This window comes from Brevibacillus sp. 7WMA2 (assembly GCF_010748895.1).
Classification (GTDB): domain Bacteria; phylum Bacillota; class Bacilli; order Brevibacillales; family Brevibacillaceae; genus Brevibacillus_B; species Brevibacillus_B halotolerans.
In genome coordinates, this window is record NZ_CP048799.1 from 1,853,442 (window position 1) to 1,870,883 (window position 17,442).

The window sequence follows — 17,442 nt, forward strand, 5'->3', positions numbered from 1 at the left end:
CTCTACTCTTAGCACCTATTGTTGAAGAAAATTTGACTTAGGTGACTATTACTTATATCGGATTTGCTCTATAAAACTTTACAGGATAGCAAAATATTTTTTTATTCAAACTTTTTGTTCGAACGATTTTAGATTATAGTACTCATTTTTACAAAAAGAAAAGACCTAACTGATTCGTTAGGTCTCCTCTTATCATTATCATCGTTAGATTAACGAAGTAATTGAAGTACGCCTTGAGGCTGTTGGTTAGCTTGTGCAAGCATTGCTTGAGCTGCTTGAGTAAGAATGTTGTTTTTCGTGAAGTCCATCATTTCTTTCGCCATATCAACGTCACGGATACGGGATTCTGCAGCTGTTAGGTTCTCTGCAGTTGCTCCCAAGTTGTTGATTGTGTGCTCTAGACGGTTTTGGTTCGCACCTAGTTTAGAGCGCTCTTCGGATACTTTGTTTAGAGCGTTGTTGATTGTTGTGATTGCTTTGTCTGCTGCTTTTTGAGTAGAGATGTTAACACCTTTTTGGTCATCTTTGTCTGTAGCGGCAGCGATAGTTGTAGCAGCCACACCAGCAGTAAGTACATCTGTTCCTTTACCAGCGGTAACAGAAACTTCGATACCAATCTTCTTAAGAGCATCTGCTACTTCTTGTTTTGTTGCTTTGATACCACCTACAGACGTAGAATTTGCAGCTTTATCTTGTTTCAATGTTACAACAACATTTCCATCTTTATCAATTGTTGCTGTTGTTTCTTTTACTGCATCATTATTGTTTGTTGTTATTGCTTTCAATTGTACTGTAAAGGTATCTTCAGAAGTGTTTCCAATTTTAATATCTGTTGCAACAGCTGTTTCTTTCGATTGAAAGCCTGTTACACCAAGCTCTGAGTTGCTCATGTCGTTGATGCTCAATTTGATGCTTTGTCCTTGGTTAGCACCGATATGGAATGTTTTGTCTTCGAAAGATCCATCCAATACTTTTTGGTTGTTGAATTCTGTGTCTGTAGAAATACGATTGATTTCTTTAGACAATTCATCAACCTCTGCTTGAAGCTTTTGACGGTCTACGCCTTCGTTTGTGTCAGAAGATGCTTGAACTGCTAGTTCGCGCATACGTTGTAGGATGCTGTGTGTTTCAGTTAATGCACCTTCAGCAGTTTGGATCAAAGAGATACCATCTTGCGCATTTTTAGAAGCCATTTCTAGACCGCGGATTTGACCACGCATTTTTTCAGAAATTGCTAGACCTGCTGCATCATCACCTGCACGGTTGATACGAAGACCAGAGGATAATTTCTCTAGGTTTTTACCAGATGCGCCAGTGTTTACGCCTAGTTGACGGTGTGTGTTTAGTGCTGATACGTTGTGATTGATTCTCATGATTTGTTACCTCCATGTTTTTCATTTCTTGAACCATCCATTTGTTCAAGATAATATTGTGTTGCTTTATTTTGAAATAGAATTGTTTCAAAATGGCAACTGTTTAGTCCTCTAATCGGCTAATAGTAGCGCTACCCTTAGCATGCATGGTTCAGATAAAAACCAAGATTTAGGTGACTATTATTAGTATCGGATATTCATCATAAAATTTTACAGTTCATTAAAAGTTTTTTTATTCAAATTTTTCCAACGTTACGTTGAGAGGTTTCATTTTAGTAGAAAGTAGGTTAGTTTTTATAATGAAATTTCAGCAATTCATTCAGGTTTACCATCAACTAATACTTGATTCAAAAACGTAACACAAAATTGGAAATATCGATTACAGGACTTTTTATCACTACAATATATTGCATCCAAAGAGTTGGGGAATGCTCTGATATCTCCCGGAGAAAAGGTACATCGAACTAGTTCAGTTCGTATTATCTCTTCTCCAAAGAATACTTTTAGATAATTTAATATCTTATTTTCCTCTTTTATTAAGAACTACCCTTTTGGGCAAAAAGAAAGACCTAACTGAATCGTTAGGTCTTTTCTTATCATTATCATCGTTAGATTAACGAAGTAATTGAAGTACGCCTTGAGGCTGTTGGTTAGCTTGTGCAAGCATTGCTTGAGCAGCTTGAGTAAGAATGTTGTTTTTCGTAAAGTCCATCATTTCTTTCGCCATATCAACGTCACGGATACGAGATTCAGCAGCTGTTAGGTTCTCAGCAGTTGCTCCCAAGTTGTTGATTGTGTGCTCTAGACGGTTTTGGTTCGCACCTAGTTTAGAGCGCTCTTCGGATACTTTGTTAAGAGCGTTGTTGATTGTTGTGATTGCTTTGTCTGCTGCTTTTTGAGTGGAGATGTTAACACCTCTTGTATTATCTACCTCACTCGCCACTGCAATAGTGTCTTTGGTAGGAGCAGTTTTACCAGTTAACGCTTTTGTGCTTAAATCCACACCAGCTTTTGCTGTAGCATCGATCCCTGCTTCCTTAAGTGCGTTCAAAACATCTGCTTTTGTTGCATTGATGTCACCTACTGCACCTGTTCCTGCTTTTTGTGCTAGTGTAACAGTTACATTCCCATCTTTATCTACCTTGGCAGTTGTTTTGTCTACTTCTGGTTTATCTGCACCATTGATAGAATATGTGATTTCAAATTTATCGCCTTTATTATTGACAATAATATCCCCACCAAGAACATTGGATTCTTTTTTCAATCCATTTACACCAAGCTTCTCATTACTCATATCATTAATGCTCAGCTTAATATTTTGTCCTTGGTTAGCACCGATATGGAATGTTTTGTTTTCAAAAGATCCATCCAATACTTTTTGGTTGTTGAATTCTGTGTCTGTAGAAATACGGTTGATTTCTTTAGACAATTCATCAACCTCTGCTTGAAGCTTTTGACGGTCAACACCTTCATTAGTGTCAGAAGATGCTTGAACGGCTAGTTCGCGCATACGTTGTAGGATGCTGTGTGTTTCAGTTAATGCACCCTCTGCTGTTTGGATCAAGGAAATACCATCTTGCGCATTTTTAGAAGCCATTTCTAGACCGCGGATTTGACCACGCATTTTTTCAGAGATCGCTAGACCTGCTGCGTCATCACCTGCACGGTTGATGCGAAGACCAGAAGACAATTTCTCCAGGTTTTTACCAGATGCGCCAGTGTTTACACCTAATTGACGGTGTGTGTTTAGTGCTGATACGTTGTGATTGATTCTCATGATTCTTACCTCCGTGTTTTTTACTTCTTGAACCATCCATGTTGTTCAAGATGTTGTTGTGTTGCTTTATCTTGAAATAGAATTGTTTCAAAATGGCAACTGCTTCCGTCGTCCCAAATACCATAGTAGCGCTACCCTCAACATCCATCCATGCTAAAGAAAAAATCCATGATTTGAGCGACTATTATTAATATCGGATATATGATACAAAATTTTATTGTTTTATATAATATTTTTTAAATCGGAATTTTTCGTAAAAATGATTTACCTTTAAATTGGGATTTTTACTTTTCCATTAATATCCTGCACATTCCCTAATTCAAACCCTCCATTTTGAACGAAAAAAGAAAAGACCTAACTGATTCGCTAGGTCTTTTCGATAAATGATCCTCAATACATTAACGAAGCAATTGAAGCACGCTTTGAGGCTGTTGGTTAGCCTGGGCAAGCATAGCTTGAGCTGCTTGAGTCAGGATGTTGTTTTTCGTGAAATCCATCATTTCTTTCGCCATATCAACGTCACGGATACGGGATTCTGCGGCTGTTAGATTCTCAGCAGTTGTTCCCAGGTTATTGATTGTGTGCTCTAGACGGTTTTGGTTCGCACCTAGTTTAGAGCGCTCTTCAGATACTTTGTTAAGAGCGTTGTTGATGGTTGTGATTGCTTTATCCGCAGCTTTTTGCGTGGAGATGTTAACACCTCTTGTGTCATCAACATCTGTAGCAGCAGCTTTAGCAATAGTTGTTTCTGCTAATTTAGCGGCAGTATCGCTTCCTTTTTTACCAGCACCAAGCTTCGATTCAACTCCTACGGCCTTCAGAGCTCCTAATACATCATCAAATTTTGCTGTTGTATTGGTACCGTCTGCAGATGCTAAGGTTACTGTTACTTTTCCATCCTTATCTACTTTAGCAGATGTACCAGATCCTTTCGCTCCAATTGCAAATTCAACTTTGAAAGCTTCATCACCGCTTCTGTTCGTAAACGTGATGTCACCCGCCGTTGTTTCTTTAGCTAGACCATTTACGCCAAGCTCTTTGTTACTCATGTTGTTAATGCTTAATTTGATGTTTTGTCCTTGGTTAGCACCGATATGGAACGTTTTGTCTTCAAAAGATCCATCCAATACTTTTTGGTTGTTGAATTCTGTGTCTGTTGAAATACGTTTGATTTCTTTAGACAATTCATCAACCTCTGCTTGTAGCTTTTGACGGTCTACGCCTTCGTTGGTGTCAGAAGATGCTTGAACGGCTAATTCGCGCATACGTTGTAAGATGCTGTGTGTTTCAGTCAAGGCACCCTCTGCTGTTTGGATCAAGGAAATACCGTCTTGCGCATTTTTAGAAGCCATTTCTAGACCGCGGATTTGACCACGCATTTTTTCAGAGATTGCTAGACCTGCTGCGTCATCTCCTGCACGGTTGATGCGAAGACCAGAAGACAATTTCTCCAAGTTTTTACCTGATGCCCCAGTGTTTACACCTAGTTGACGGTGCGTGTTTAATGCTGATACGTTGTGATTGATTCTCATGATTCCTACCTCCGTGTTTTTTTACTTCTTGAACCATCCGTTTGCTCAAGATTATGTAATGTTGCACTATTCTGAAATAGGATTGTTTCAAGATGCTAATCAACCAAATCTTGGATAACTATACCTTTCTTAGCATCATTTTGCCAAGAAAATATCCATGATTTAGGTGACTATTATTAATATCGGATATATCACAAAAAATTTTATAGTTTTATCAAATATTTTTTTATTTACTAAATATTAAAGTAATTACTCGTGCGTTATCCCTTTTCTTCACGATCTGTGATCATTCGCAAATGCTTTTCGTCACGCTAAATTATGTGTTAAGAAGAAGAAAAGAGATTGTAATCTTACATGTTCATTGACTATTTGACGCCGAGAAAATTATTAAACTAAATAGTTCAGTTGTTATTTCATAAAGTAAGTTTCTCTCTGGTCAAATGGTTGTTCGATATGTTGGAGATTTTTCTTGTAGTATTCAAGCGAACTCAGGATTTTTGCATGCAGAAATCAAGGTTAGAGGATATCGGGATGTACAAATTCTTGCTACTGTTACAGTAAGAGTACGAAGGATTAGTGACATACATGCGAGGATTACGGTGAGGAATTTAAAATATGATGCAGATGCTGGCTATGTATTTATTTTGTAAGGCTTGAAAAATAACAAAAGAAATAGACCTCCCTTGAGTGTGGAAACTGTGGGGAGTGTCTATTCTTCAGTCAACCTGTGAGTCGCCCCTTTGAGGGAGCAGTCTTTGTACAAACCGTAGGTGCTACCAACACCTGCGGTCTTTTTTAAAACCCATGTCAGTATATTATCTATAGTTCAACACATATTGGCAAAAATGCAATTCAATGCTGATATTATTAGCTAAGTCTTTTGTTAGCTAGAAGTTTAGTTAGCTCTCTTAATACGTCTGTTAATTCAATCAACTGTAAATAAACCAATAAGAACAAAAGCACAGATGCAAACAAAAGAAATATTTTAAATTTCCCCATTTACTCCTCCTTGTTCCTTACTGTTTACGTTCATCGACATAAACACGCATAGAGTGCTTATACATATTTCCTTTATATATAACATTTGCTGTGAGATACTGATTTAGCTCAAACCACTTATCAGATTTAGGAGCAGAGATGGCTATTCCCGGTTGAATACTAACTTTGTCAGGTAAGCTTAACTTATTCCAAGGAGTCTTAACATTCCATTTAACATCGCCATCACTATAATTCCCATCTACAGTTAAGGAGATTTTCCCTCCAGTTTCAAAGCTCCAACTAATCCCCCAAGGTAAGCTTACAGTAAAAGAAGAGGAATCTTTATCAGTATCAGGGGAGAATTTTTTAAGTACATTTTTACCTGTTTGAAATGCTTTGAATTCAAAACTGTCATTCATTGCACTTCCTTTTACGGTATCTAGTTGGATGATGTTATCTACGTAAAAATAATCCGATTTTGAATTTTTACTTTTTATATCTCGGTATGCATCGTAACTCACATACATTTCAGATATTTTGTTACCATCTTTGTCCTTTACATAGCTTGTAAAGGTGTCGTCCCCTATAGCAGCAAAATCATTTAACTCATATGGGGAAAGTTTAACATCTTTATTTCGTTTTTGATACTGTTCTTGAAGAATCTCTTTGAGAAATTTATTGTTTAAAGCCGAGCTTCTATTGTACGTATTTTTATCATCAGATATAATATCAACCTTGGCATAATCAAGTTTAAATCGCTCCCCTTTTTTCTTAATAGCAATCACTTGATATTCATCTATTCCTTTTGCATTTTCCGACAATCCAAGCTCAAAAAAATTATCTAATTTGTGCAAATCAAGTTTATCACCATATACATAAATTGGTTTCTCATCCTCTACCATTGACTGAAATGCTTGTAGTAACTCTTTATCATGTAATAAATCATCCATGGATACTGCTGCGACATCTAAGTTTCCTGTATCAGATTCTACACTTTTGATAATAGGCACTGTGTCATAAGAAATTCTCTCCTTTGCTAAAGCAGGATTTATACATAGCGATGCTATTCCTAAACTCAAGAAAGAAGATAACACTTTTTTTGATAACAAGTCACTCAACTCCCTTTTTTTTAAATGCTTTTAACCACACATCCATACTTTATAACTAGTTGTCTCAATGAATAGCTGAAATACGGCTTTATAATTATTCCCCCCCTACTGGGCTTTGTAAAGTTTCCCGTACAGCTTATTCATATAGACCAGCTAGTGTCTAATCTTCTGAAACATAACGATGTATTCATCTAGTTGTTGGCTCAGTTGTAGTACGGATGGGTTCAAAAAAGATTTTTTTCAAATACAACTGCGCTAATTCTTTTCGGAGGAGTTCAATATGTTTTTGTAGATCATCTTTCGATTTTACATTTTCTGTTTTCATATTCTGCAAGTGAGTGGTAAAATGAACTTGAGAAACATTTTTTGTTGCTCAAGATGAGGGCGTTCCGCTGGTGAGCAAACTAACGGGAACGCTCCTTTTAATTAACATATCATATAGACTAAAGGTAGCACCTCCTTTCTTCCTCCTAAGTATTATTTTCCACTCCGTTCTAATTTTCCCTTTAAAACCCATTAACTTGAAACGCTTTACAAATTACGACAAAAGTTGATTTAAAAAAAGAACACCAATTATTGGTGTTAATAGCCGGGATCATAATGATTCTGCTGTATACTGTAAAGCCCAATTTTTTTTGTGGTAGCGTTACTATCGCTTGTAGGAGATTCTGTAGAAATAAAACAAATTATAGCCAAAGCCAACGTTAAAATTGATATTAATTTTTTCATTTAAGCCTTTCCTTTTTAATTTATCTTATTATCCACAAATCCCATTATATACCTTTTTTAACTATTCGAACAATAACACCGATTGAGAAAGCAAGGAGTGATTTGAAAGTATTTCATTCATGCATTTTACAATTTCTTGGTATGCGTTAACCTCTCCATATGCTTTCAAGCTTTCAGTGTAACTAATTATACCATCCTCAAATAAACCGATGCTTACTTGATAATTGCCCTTGAACAGATAGTACCTACCAAGTGAAATTAGTTATATGGTGTCGAGGTACTAAACAGTAAGTGTATCCTTGCATATTTAATAATTGTATTGTATAGCTACAGACTAATTTCATTGTTTACAGTTTTATTAGCAAGTTTATTTATATGTTCTAATAATGCGTATGTAGCCATCAAAGTAGGATTCGAAAGTTCAATGTATAATGATAAAAAATCATCAAAAACTTCAGCCCGATGTTCTACTTTGATATACCATTCAATGATTTGTTCGTATGGGATATCTAAAACATCTGCGATTGGCTTTAAAGTTCTTAATTCTGGACGCTTTGTTTCATCATTTTCAATCTTCGATAAGGCCCCTTAGGTTGATAAATTTGATCCCCTACAGGAAGGTATTTCAATACAAATTGATGTTGTTTTATAAAATATTTTAATGGAGGTTTACATATATGGCAGAACCATTAATTAGCTGGTATTCACAGGACATTACACTAGATTTAGCTGCTAATGGCGGTTGAAAGATGGGAACTATTAATGCAGGAGATACTTCTCCACAGTTAGGAGTATTACTTTGGAATAACAGAGATGGTACATCGGCTGTTTCAGATATGAATGACTGTACTCTTACTACAGTAGATACTCAGGGTGGTTCTAATAGTCCAGTTGTTACAGGTAAATGGGTTTCTACTAAAGTAGTATCCATGTCAGAAGTTAATTTCACTGCAATTGGCGGTAATCAATCAACTAAAAAAATCAAGGCTAGTGGTCAAGAGGATGGTACTATTACTGGAGCGGTAAACGATGGAACTAAAGAGAATTCAAAAGCGAATTTTGCTGAATTTATTCTTCAAGCCACTCCCCCTTTAAATGCCCCTGCTGATAATTTTAATTTTAATATTCGAGTTTCTTATACGTTCACCTAATAAAAAAGATATTTTATTTGATTGGTAGGGATGCAGAAAAGACCCAACTCTTTAGTCAGGTCTTTTCTCATTATTCTAATGTTATTGATTAACGAAGTAATTGAAGTACGCCTTGAGGCTGTTGGTTAGCTTGTGCAAGCATTGCTTGAGCTGCTTGACTCAAGATGTTGTTTTTCGTGAAATCCATCATTTCTTTTGCCATATCAACGTCACGGATACGGGATTCTGCAGCTGTTAGGTTCTCTGCAGTTGCTCCCAAGTTGTTGATTGTGTGCTCTAGACGGTTTTGGTTCGCACCTAGTTTAGAGCGCTCTTCGGATACTTTGTTTAGAGCGTTGTTGATGGTTGTAATTGCTTTGTCTGCTGCTTTTTGAGTGGAGATGTTAACACCTCTTGTGTCATCAACGTCTGTTAAAGCAGCTTTGGCAATTGTCTTCTCAGCTAATACATTTGCAGCATCAGTTCCATTTTTACCAGTAGCTAGTTTTGCTTCAATTCCTACACCTTTTAAAGCTTCCAATACTTCGTCAAGTTTTGCGGATGAGGCTGTACCATTTGTAGATGCTAATGATACAGTTACTTTTCCATCCTTATCTACTTTAGCAGTTGTAGTAGAGTCTTTCGCTCCAACAACAAATTCAACTTTAAAATCCTCGTCTGAGCTTCTGTTAGTAAATGTGATATCACCTTCAGTTTGTTCTTTAGCAACACCATTTACACCAAGCTCTTTGTTACTCATGTCGTTGATACTCAATTTGATGCTTTGTCCTTGGTTAGCACCGATATGGAATGTTTTGTCTTCAAAAGATCCATCTAGTACTTTTTGGTTGTTAAACTCTGTGTCCGTAGAAATACGTTTGATTTCTTTGGACAATTCGTCAACCTCTGCTTGAAGCTTTTGACGGTCAACGCCTTCATTGGTGTCAGAAGATGCTTGAACAGCTAGTTCACGCATACGTTGTAGAATGCTGTGTGTTTCAGTCAATGCACCCTCAGCTGTTTGGATCAAAGAGATACCGTCTTGTGCATTTTTAGAAGCCATTTCTAAACCGCGGATTTGACCACGCATTTTTTCGGAGATTGCTAGACCTGCTGCGTCATCACCTGCACGGTTGATACGAAGACCAGAAGACAATTTCTCCAGGTTTTTACCAGATGCGCCAGTGTTTACACCTAGTTGACGGTGTGTGTTTAGTGCTGATACGTTGTGATTGATTCTCATGATTTGTTACCTCCGTGTTTTTCATTTTTTAAACCATCCATTTGTTCAAGATCATATTGTGTTGCTTTATTTTGAAATAAAGTTGTTTCAAAATGGCAACTTCTTTAGTCTCCCAATCGGCTAATGGTAGCGCTACCATTAGCATGCATAGCTCAGATAAAACCTAAGATTTAGGTGACTATGATTAGTATCGGATTACATCACAGAAAACTTTATAGCTTTATTAAACAAAGACTAAGAATGTTAATATTTCTTCCTTTAGTTTACACTTATAAAATTATTTGGAGGTCAATACAATGTTATCTCACATTATCCCCTACTCTCCTGTACCCACAAAGAGGAGTTCATATGGTTGGCTGAATACGTAGATGGTACTCATCTATCTTTGAGGGGCTTTTTTATTGGGAGTGATCACTATTCCTCTGTTAGCTATAGATGGTAGCAAAACAAGAGATGTTACAGCTACAGATATAAGGTATCAAATTTGGAATCCGTGTCTTACACAAACTTGTAATGATGATGGTTGTTTTTGTGTCGGGGGTTATGAGAATCGTACAGGAACGTCTACCGTAAAAGGTGTGGTTCAACTTCTAGTAGTAAAGTGTTTGTAAATGGTCAACGGGTTGCTAAACTAAACGATCCAGTTAAAGAAACTGAACAAACTCTTATCACTAATAACGCAGTCAATGTAAGCAATCATGAAGGTGGCTCAGGAAAAATAATTGTAGGCAATAATAATCGAGTTTACGTGGAAGGTGTGCTAGTAGCTATTGTCGGAAGTACTGTTAAAACTCACACTACTCCTACTTCAGTTATTGAAACTGGTTGTAAGAATGTATATGTAGGCTCTAAGTAATGTATAGGAGGTGATGATTTGGCTTTTAATTTTCAGTATAATGATCCTCTCTTAATTGAATGGCGTAAAGGTGATGAATCTGATCCTTATATTGACCGAACTGAAACACATAAGATAATTAATAATCGTATCGTTCTTACTGAGATTCCTGCTGAGTTTCATAGAGTAGAGATATACGGATATTCCGAGATAGACCAACGCAAACCTGATTCCAGACCAATTCCTCTAGAAGATGAATTTATTGTTACCTACTACAATGGTTTCATTACCTTTCATCCATCTCAAGAACACAAAACTGTCTCTGTTTCCTATAAAGGTCGTGGGATGATTCAATATCCTGCATCACGTATCTATGCTCACAATCCCAATAGTGATGTAGTAGAAAATTTACAACATATTATCGATACAGCTCTCATTAAGATAATTGAAGTCGGAGATTCTATTGAAAAAGCTCTTGATGCTGCCCAAAATGCTAACATGGCTGCCGAAGGAGCTTTTTTTGCTACCAGTCATGCTAATCAGGCAACTGAAATGGCATTGTCAGCCTCAGATAAAGCAATTAAAGCTAGTAATAATGCTGATGAAAAAGCGGATTTAGCCTATAAAGCTGCTATGACTACTCGCCTAATCTGGTTAAAGCCAGTTGATAAATATGACGATATTGCTTTAGCCTACCCTAATCCTGAAATCGGTTCTACAACAATGGTTTTGAGTACAGGTAGTCGCTATCGTTTTGAAGGTGATGGAATTTGGAAAGAGATTGATAACTATACCCGTGGCTCTATCCCATTAGCAAGCGAAAAAATAGATGGTCTTATGTCTTCAGACGATTTTAATTTAATGCATAATAAACTTCAATACAGATCAATTCATTTTGTTATTCCTACAATTACAATGGATGGAGTTCAAAAGGTTATTACTTCTGTACCTTTCGATTGCAAGATTAAATCTATTAAAGCAATATGCAATAAGCCTTCCAGTGCCTCCCCTACTCATTTATTTATTGAAAAAATATCAGGTAATAGTTTTGGTACGCATAGCGAATGGGAGAAAATAACCGATTCACCTATTCAATTTAAAGCAGATCACTATTCTGCTTTTATTCCTCCTTTATTGATAAGCGCGATTAAAAAAGACGATGTATTACGTTTATTTGTAGAGGTTGATAAATTTGATCCCCTACAGGAAGGCATATCAATACAGATTGATGTGGTTTTATAAATTATTTAAATGGAGGTTTACATATATGGCAGAACCATTAATTAGCTGGTATTCACAGGACAATACACTAGATTTAGCTGCTAATGGCGGTTGGAAGATAGGAACTATTAATGCAGGAGATACTTCTCCACATTTAGGAGTGCTACTTTGGAATAACAGAGGTGGCACATCGGCTGTTTCAGGTATGAATGACTGTACTCTTACTACAGTAGATACTCAGGGTGGTTCTAATAGTCCAGTTGTTACAGGCAAATGGGTTTCTACTAAAGTAGTATCAATGTCCGAAGTTAATTTCACTGCGATTGGTGGTAATCAATCAACTAAAAAATCAAGGCTAGTGGTCAGGAGGACGGTACTATTGCTGGAGCTGTAAACGATGGAACTAAAGAGAATTCAAAAGCAAATTTTGCTGAATTTATTCTTCAAGCCACTCCCCCATTAAATGCCCCTGCTGGTAATTTTAATTTTAATATTCGAGTTTCTTATATGTTCACCTAATATAAAAGATATTTGGTAGGGATGCAGAAAAGACCCAACTCTTTAGTCAGGTCTTTTCTCATTATTCTAATGTTAAATTAACGAAGTAATTGAAGTACCCCTTGAGGCTGTTGGTTAGCTTGTGCAAGCATAGCTTGAGCTGCTTGAGTAAGAATGTTGTTTTTCGTGAAGTCCATCATTTCTTTTGCCATATCAACGTCACGGATACGGGATTCTGCAGCTGTTAGGTTCTCTGCAGTTGCTCCCAAGTTGTTGATTGTGTGCTCTAGACGGTTTTGGTTCGCACCTAGTTTAGAGCGCTCTTCGGATACTTTGTTAAGAGCGTTGTTGATGGTTGTGATTGCTTTGTCTGCTGCTTTTTGAGTGGAGATGTTAACACCTGTAGTGTCATCAACTGTAGTTGCTTTAGCAATAGCCTTGTCTGCAATAGCTGTTGTAGCATGTCCTGTAAGTGCTGCATCAGTAGCACCAGCTTTTAATTGTGCATCTAAGCCCAATTTTTTAAGGGCATCAGCAACTTCTTGCTTTGTACCAGTGATAGTACCTGCTGTAGGACCTGTTGTAGGTGCACCTTGTTTTAGAGTAACGATGATTTTTGTTGGATCAGTTTTATCAAAAACAGCTGTTGTTTCTTTAATCTCCTTACCCGTAGTACCCGCCGCTTTTGCAACTGTAATAGTGTAGGAAGCATTAGCATCTCTATTTGTTACAACAACGTCTGTTCCAGTGATTTCGGTTGTATCTTTAAAACCATTTACACCAAGTTTTTCATTACTCATGTCGTTGATGCTCAATTTGATGCTTTGTCCTTGGTTAGCACCGATATGGAATGTTTTGTCTTCAAAAGATCCATCCAATACTTTTTGGTTGTTGAATTCTGTGTCTGTAGAAATACGTTTGATTTCTTTGGACAATTCGTCAACCTCTGCTTGTAGCTTTTGACGGTCTACGCCTTCGTTTGTGTCAGAAGATGCTTGAACGGCTAGCTCGCGCATACGTTGTAGGATGCTGTGTGTTTCAGTCAATGCACCCTCAGCAGTTTGGATCAAGGAGATACCGTCTTGCGCATTTTTAGAAGCCATTTCTAGACCGCGGATTTGACCACGCATTTTTTCAGAGATTGCTAGACCTGCTGCGTCATCACCTGCACGGTTGATGCGAAGACCAGAAGACAATTTCTCCAAATTTTTACCAGATGCACCAGTGTTTACACCTAGTTGGCGGTGTGTGTTTAGTGCTGATACGTTATGATTGATTCTCATGATTCTTACCTCCGTGTTTTTTACTTCTTGAACCATCCATGTTGTTCAAGATGTTGTTGTGTTGTTCATTTTAAATAAAATTGCTTTATTCAAAATGACAACTGATACAGCCACCTCTATAGGCTACTAGTAGCACTACCCTTAGCATGCATGGCTCAGATAAAATCCAAGATTTAGGTGGCTATTATTAGTATCGGATTCTACCATAGAAAACTTTATAGCTGTATAAAACAAAGAATGAGAATGTTAACATTTCTTCCCTTAATTTACATTTATATATTTATTTGGAGGTCAATACAATGTTATCTCACATTAATCTCTACTCGCCTGTACCGCAAAGGATGTTCATTTGGTTGGCAGAATACGTAGATGGTACTCATCTATCAGAATTTGATTTTAATACAAAACAAGAAAATGATTTTTACTCGATAGACAAAAAAACTGTTGTTCGTTTTGGACTAATCGGTCATGGACATAAACTTTACTATGAAACATTTGGTGGTCATTTTAAATTGGAAATGGACAAATTGATCTTGTTTATAAGACTAGAGATAAAGAATATTTCTTAACAGGACAAAATGAGTTTTATCAAGAATTTAATTACATTTAAATGTGCTGAAGCAGAAATAAACTTGTTAAATAGCTCTGGAGAACTAAGACCTGTTATCGCAGAGTATGTGTTTGGTTATAAGCATAAATTGAAATTTGAAGATATTACTTTTCATATAAAAGTTTTAATTGGATTATCTGAACAACCCCCTACCCTCATTCTTCGACTAGTTGCAGACAGAAATGTTCAAGGCAGCCTTGAAATTAAGCTTAATGGTGGAATAGTAAGTGAATCGGTCGCAAACCTCACAAAAGAAACTAGTCAAGAATTTAGTTGGGAGATGAATTAAATGGCTAGGGTTTTAATAGGAAGTGAAGAAAAAGAGTTTGATGTCGTTATCTATGTTGATGTAACAGGTGATGATGTTACTGGAGATGGTAGCAAAAATAAGCCATATAGACATATAGACAAAGCTTTTTCTGCTCTACCGAATAGAGGGAAAGCTTGTATATATGCTTTGTCTAAAGGTGATTATGAACTGAGGAATGGGGTTCAAGGTGGGTTACATCCATCTATTGAATTAACATATGCAGCTCACCCTTTACATTTAGGGAGAGTTAATTTTCATCTTTATAAAATATCTCATAATGATCGGATAAAAATGGGCTTCTTAAATGAATTTATTGGTATTGTTTTTCAGGCAATGTCTTCATTGTTGAGTCAGCATTATGAGAGATTTGAAGCTGATGCCACTCTTAATTAGATTCTCAAATTGTGTTTTTGATGATCAGTCTTTCGGAGCGTCATTTCCAATTATCATATTCAATCCTAGTCAAAATACAGTCATTAACTGTTTCGAATTTGTAAATTGCATTTTCAAACAAAAAAGTTCTTGGAGTACAGAGCGTTTTCGTGGATTGGTTGAATTTGATTTATCTAAACTACCCAAAGAGAAAGAATTAAAGCGAGCCAAGTTAAAACTATACTGTGGATACTTAGATTCACCCATTAATCTTTCTTTGTTTGAAATTCTCGATGATTGGCGAGAACATGACGTAACATGGAGCAATCAACTATTCAATTACAAACCAAAGAATCATCAACTCCCCCTATATTAGAAGTAGGGTTTTATAAGCTCATATCTAGTTTAGCTTTAGGCAAGCTACCAGCAACTTTGTCTATTCGTGCTAACGGTGAGGACATCCTAACAGCTTCCATCAATGTAAACAGCAAATACAAAGCAAAAGACTTAGCTGCACAGGTATCCATTTTAAGAAAAGCAGTAGATACCGATTTAAGTTGCTCATTGGATGTAGTAGGTAAACGAAACAATTCAATGTCTGCTTTCATGTCTATTGTGAAGAAGTCCAGAGAAGCTACAATTCCTGCTGAACTTACTGTAAGACGATTAGAAGACACATTTTTACTAAGCTCTATAACAATCGAGAAAAAGTCACGTATGAGTCAGTTAGATGCTTCATTAACTGTACGTATAGTAAAGCATCAAGGGCTATTCTCTAATCTGAGCATTGAGAAAAAAGAACGATATAAGCAGCTACGTGCAATCATTAAAGTTGCTTATGTAAAGAGTTTACCAGCTACCTTGAGTATTGAGAAAAAGGAAAGAAATCGTGATCTTGCATGTTCATTAATTATTCGACAACGAGAAAGTGATACACTCAGTGGCTCAGTTGTTATTCCATTAAGGAAGTTTTTCACTAGCCAAATGTTTGTTCGACATGTTAGAGATTTCCCTTGTAGTATTCAAGTTAACTCAGGATTTTTACATGCAGAAATCAAGGTTAGGGGATATCGGGATATACAAATTCCAGCTACTGTTACAGTAAGGGTAAGAAGGATTAGTGACATACATGCGAGGATTACGGTGAGGAATTTAAAATATGATGCAGATGCTGGCTATGTATTTATTTTGTAAGGCTTAAAAAATGACAAAAAAGTAAGACCGCCTGAGAACAGAAAAGTAAGGACGATCTTACTTAAGGTTTGAGTAATTCCATTGAGGAATCGTTTATTATTAAGATTATAAGTGTTTGGAATTTTGAACATTAGCTAATAAGGTAAAAATATATAGATAATCAATAAAATGAAAATAATCAGAGTTAGAAGAGCAGGAATTTTCTCTTCCTTTTTGTGAAAATTATACATTAAATATAAAGACAGGATTATATATAATGTGTGCATTAAAGAAGTCCGAAAAAGTGAGGTAGAATCAATTAAAGGTTGGTTAGATACAATACCATACGAAAGACCAAAGACAATAAAGATTAATATAATTGTCTTTACTATTTTTGAAATCATGCGCAATACTCCTTCCCACATTGAAGATAAATACCATGCCAAATTGACATGGTATTTCCTCCTAATATTTTACTCATCTTTTGATGCAACATTAAAATATGGTTTTTCAGCATAAAACCAATCTCCTACATCATTAAACTGATGATCGAACGGTTTAAAATTGAAAAGTTTAAAATAAACTGAAGTATCTTGGAAGCGATACTGATAGAGTTCTTTCCCACCCATTCCTGTTTGAACTTTTCCATTAGTTCTATATTGATTAAATTGAATATATCCATCCATTGATTTGCCCACAGCTAAAGTACCCAATCCAACATAAGTAGCCCAATCTGCAACCTTACTTAATATTTTTTCATGCGAGATTTTAATTGCTAATTTACTTAAAACCTTAGCTCCAATAGTAATGCCTCCACCAATGACTGTAGCTATTTCACCTATAGTGGTTACCTGTTCATCCAAGTCAACTTTGAAAGACATATAATAAACCGGATCATAAATACCCTTTGCTGAAACACCTTGAGCTTTATCGTCATTTCTCAATGTTTCATCAAAAAATGGTGTTATTTTAACTTCTTTCCCATCCAGAGTAGCAGTATTGGCGGTTGTATCAATAATTAAAGTATGCTCCTCATTGCCAATTGTAACGGTTTCAACATGTATATTATTCTTATCAGATTGTTCCGTACTAATATTATTCTTTTCTGCATGGACATAGCTAGCAGGTGCTGACAGCATTAATACTGGTACTGTTAAAGCTAACACGCTATTTAAAATTTTTTTGAGAACATACAACAACCTCATTTCACTGTATTTTTTAAAATCAAAAAACATAACTTCTTTTTAGTAAGTATACTTTCCTAGATGT

General features: G+C 36.3%; 15 protein-coding genes and 1 pseudogene. 8 read left to right on the forward strand and 8 right to left on the reverse strand.

What is annotated here, in order from left to right; all coding sequences use genetic code 11:
- Nucleotides 1-209: 209 nt before the first annotated feature.
- The 5 genes and pseudogenes from GOP56_RS06880 to GOP56_RS06900 all read right to left on the reverse strand — a co-directional run bounded on the left by GOP56_RS06880 (nucleotide 210) and on the right by GOP56_RS06900 (nucleotide 7,094).
- Complete coding sequence (locus GOP56_RS06880) at nucleotides 210-1,373, reverse strand: flagellin N-terminal helical domain-containing protein (protein ID WP_163245212.1); 1,164 nt, start codon at nucleotides 1,371-1,373, stop codon at nucleotides 210-212.
- A gap of 613 nt (nucleotides 1,374-1,986) precedes the next feature.
- Nucleotides 1,987-3,150 carry a flagellin N-terminal helical domain-containing protein gene (locus GOP56_RS06885; RefSeq protein WP_096886763.1) on the reverse strand — a complete coding sequence of 388 codons (1,164 nt, stop codon included), beginning with the start codon at nucleotides 3,148-3,150 and terminating at the stop codon, nucleotides 1,987-1,989.
- A gap of 398 nt (nucleotides 3,151-3,548) precedes the next feature.
- Complete coding sequence (locus GOP56_RS06890) at nucleotides 3,549-4,682, reverse strand: flagellin N-terminal helical domain-containing protein (protein WP_064019291.1); 1,134 nt, start codon at nucleotides 4,680-4,682, stop codon at nucleotides 3,549-3,551.
- Nucleotides 4,683-5,698: 1,016 nt separating this feature from the next.
- The gene (locus tag GOP56_RS06895; protein ID WP_163245213.1) at nucleotides 5,699-6,769 is read right to left on the reverse strand and encodes a hypothetical protein; all 1,071 of its coding nucleotides are present in this window, start codon (nucleotides 6,767-6,769) and stop codon (nucleotides 5,699-5,701) included.
- Between the two features lie 153 nt (nucleotides 6,770-6,922).
- Nucleotides 6,923-7,094 (reverse strand): annotated as a pseudogene (locus GOP56_RS06900) (Spo0E family sporulation regulatory protein-aspartic acid phosphatase).
- A 1,153-nt stretch (nucleotides 7,095-8,247) separates the two neighbouring features.
- Between GOP56_RS06900 and GOP56_RS06905 the strand changes: the two are divergent.
- Nucleotides 8,248-8,649, forward strand: a complete 402-nt coding sequence (locus GOP56_RS06905; RefSeq protein ID WP_254068638.1) for a hypothetical protein — start codon at nucleotides 8,248-8,250, stop codon at nucleotides 8,647-8,649.
- An 88-nt stretch (nucleotides 8,650-8,737) separates the two neighbouring features.
- On the opposite strand, the gene GOP56_RS06910 is transcribed toward GOP56_RS06905, so the two are convergent.
- Nucleotides 8,738-9,871: a flagellin N-terminal helical domain-containing protein gene (locus tag GOP56_RS06910; RefSeq protein WP_163245214.1), complete on the reverse strand. Its 1,134-nt coding sequence runs from the start codon at nucleotides 9,869-9,871 to the stop codon at nucleotides 8,738-8,740.
- An 874-nt stretch (nucleotides 9,872-10,745) separates the two neighbouring features.
- Here GOP56_RS06910 and GOP56_RS06915 point away from each other — a divergent pair.
- Together GOP56_RS06915 and GOP56_RS06920 are read left to right on the forward strand one after the other, a co-directional pair.
- Entirely contained in the window at nucleotides 10,746-11,948 is a 1,203-nt protein-coding gene (locus tag GOP56_RS06915; RefSeq protein WP_163245215.1) for a hypothetical protein, read from the forward strand.
- 25 nt (nucleotides 11,949-11,973) lie between these two features.
- Nucleotides 11,974-12,321 carry a hypothetical protein gene (locus GOP56_RS06920; protein WP_254068640.1) on the forward strand — a complete coding sequence of 116 codons (348 nt, stop codon included), beginning with the start codon at nucleotides 11,974-11,976 and terminating at the stop codon, nucleotides 12,319-12,321.
- Nucleotides 12,322-12,523: 202 nt separating this feature from the next.
- Here GOP56_RS06920 and GOP56_RS06925 read toward each other — a convergent pair whose 3' ends face one another.
- Nucleotides 12,524-13,708, reverse strand: a complete 1,185-nt coding sequence (locus GOP56_RS06925) for a flagellin N-terminal helical domain-containing protein (protein WP_163245216.1) — start codon at nucleotides 13,706-13,708, stop codon at nucleotides 12,524-12,526.
- Between the two features lie 299 nt (nucleotides 13,709-14,007).
- Between GOP56_RS06925 and GOP56_RS23785 the strand changes: the two genes are divergently transcribed.
- The 5 genes from GOP56_RS23785 to GOP56_RS23795 are packed head-to-tail and all read left to right on the forward strand — an operon-like array spanning nucleotide 14,008 to nucleotide 16,194.
- The gene (locus GOP56_RS23785) at nucleotides 14,008-14,277 is read left to right on the forward strand and encodes a hypothetical protein (RefSeq protein WP_254068642.1); all 270 of its coding nucleotides are present in this window, start codon (nucleotides 14,008-14,010) and stop codon (nucleotides 14,275-14,277) included.
- 9 nt (nucleotides 14,278-14,286) lie between these two features.
- Nucleotides 14,287-14,607: a hypothetical protein gene (locus tag GOP56_RS23790; RefSeq protein WP_254068644.1), complete on the forward strand. Its 321-nt coding sequence runs from the start codon at nucleotides 14,287-14,289 to the stop codon at nucleotides 14,605-14,607.
- Complete coding sequence (locus GOP56_RS06935) at nucleotides 14,608-15,021, forward strand: hypothetical protein (protein ID WP_163245217.1); 414 nt, start codon at nucleotides 14,608-14,610, stop codon at nucleotides 15,019-15,021.
- Nucleotides 15,005-15,376, forward strand: a complete 372-nt coding sequence (locus GOP56_RS24360; RefSeq protein ID WP_163245218.1) for a DNRLRE domain-containing protein — start codon at nucleotides 15,005-15,007, stop codon at nucleotides 15,374-15,376. Before GOP56_RS06935 ends, GOP56_RS24360 begins: the two co-directional genes overlap by 17 nt.
- Nucleotides 15,319-16,194 (forward strand): hypothetical protein, encoded by an 876-nt coding sequence (locus GOP56_RS23795; protein ID WP_254068646.1) that lies wholly within the window; start codon nucleotides 15,319-15,321, stop codon nucleotides 16,192-16,194. The genes GOP56_RS24360 and GOP56_RS23795 overlap by 58 nt, the downstream gene beginning before the upstream one ends.
- Before the next feature lie 452 nt (nucleotides 16,195-16,646).
- On the opposite strand, the gene GOP56_RS06950 is transcribed toward GOP56_RS23795, so the two are convergent.
- A complete protein-coding gene (locus GOP56_RS06950; RefSeq protein ID WP_163245219.1) occupies nucleotides 16,647-17,408 on the reverse strand; it encodes a hypothetical protein in 762 nt (253 codons plus the stop codon).
- Nucleotides 17,409-17,442 lie beyond the last annotated feature (34 nt).

Excerpts from the sequence above, each read along its gene's own strand:
- GOP56_RS06890 (WP_064019291.1), bottom strand. The coding sequence starts at position 4,682 with ATGAGAATCAATCACAACGTATCAGCATTAAACACGCACCGTCAACTA.
- GOP56_RS06920 (WP_254068640.1), top strand. The coding sequence starts at position 11,974 with ATGGCAGAACCATTAATTAGCTGGTATTCACAGGACAATACACTAGAT.
- GOP56_RS06880 (WP_163245212.1), bottom strand. The coding sequence starts at position 1,373 with ATGAGAATCAATCACAACGTATCAGCACTAAACACACACCGTCAACTA.
- GOP56_RS06885 (WP_096886763.1), bottom strand. The coding sequence starts at position 3,150 with ATGAGAATCAATCACAACGTATCAGCACTAAACACACACCGTCAATTA.
- GOP56_RS24360 (WP_163245218.1), top strand. The coding sequence starts at position 15,005 with ATGCCACTCTTAATTAGATTCTCAAATTGTGTTTTTGATGATCAGTCT.
- GOP56_RS06935 (WP_163245217.1), top strand. The coding sequence starts at position 14,608 with ATGGCTAGGGTTTTAATAGGAAGTGAAGAAAAAGAGTTTGATGTCGTT.
- GOP56_RS23790 (WP_254068644.1), top strand. The coding sequence starts at position 14,287 with ATGAGTTTTATCAAGAATTTAATTACATTTAAATGTGCTGAAGCAGAA.
- GOP56_RS06910 (WP_163245214.1), bottom strand. The coding sequence starts at position 9,871 with ATGAGAATCAATCACAACGTATCAGCACTAAACACACACCGTCAACTA.
- GOP56_RS06925 (WP_163245216.1), bottom strand. The coding sequence starts at position 13,708 with ATGAGAATCAATCATAACGTATCAGCACTAAACACACACCGCCAACTA.
- GOP56_RS06950 (WP_163245219.1), bottom strand. The coding sequence starts at position 17,408 with ATGTTTTTTGATTTTAAAAAATACAGTGAAATGAGGTTGTTGTATGTT.
- GOP56_RS23785 (WP_254068642.1), top strand. The coding sequence starts at position 14,008 with ATGTTATCTCACATTAATCTCTACTCGCCTGTACCGCAAAGGATGTTC.
- GOP56_RS23795 (WP_254068646.1), top strand. The coding sequence starts at position 15,319 with ATGGAGCAATCAACTATTCAATTACAAACCAAAGAATCATCAACTCCC.
- GOP56_RS06905 (WP_254068638.1), top strand. The coding sequence starts at position 8,248 with ATGGGAACTATTAATGCAGGAGATACTTCTCCACAGTTAGGAGTATTA.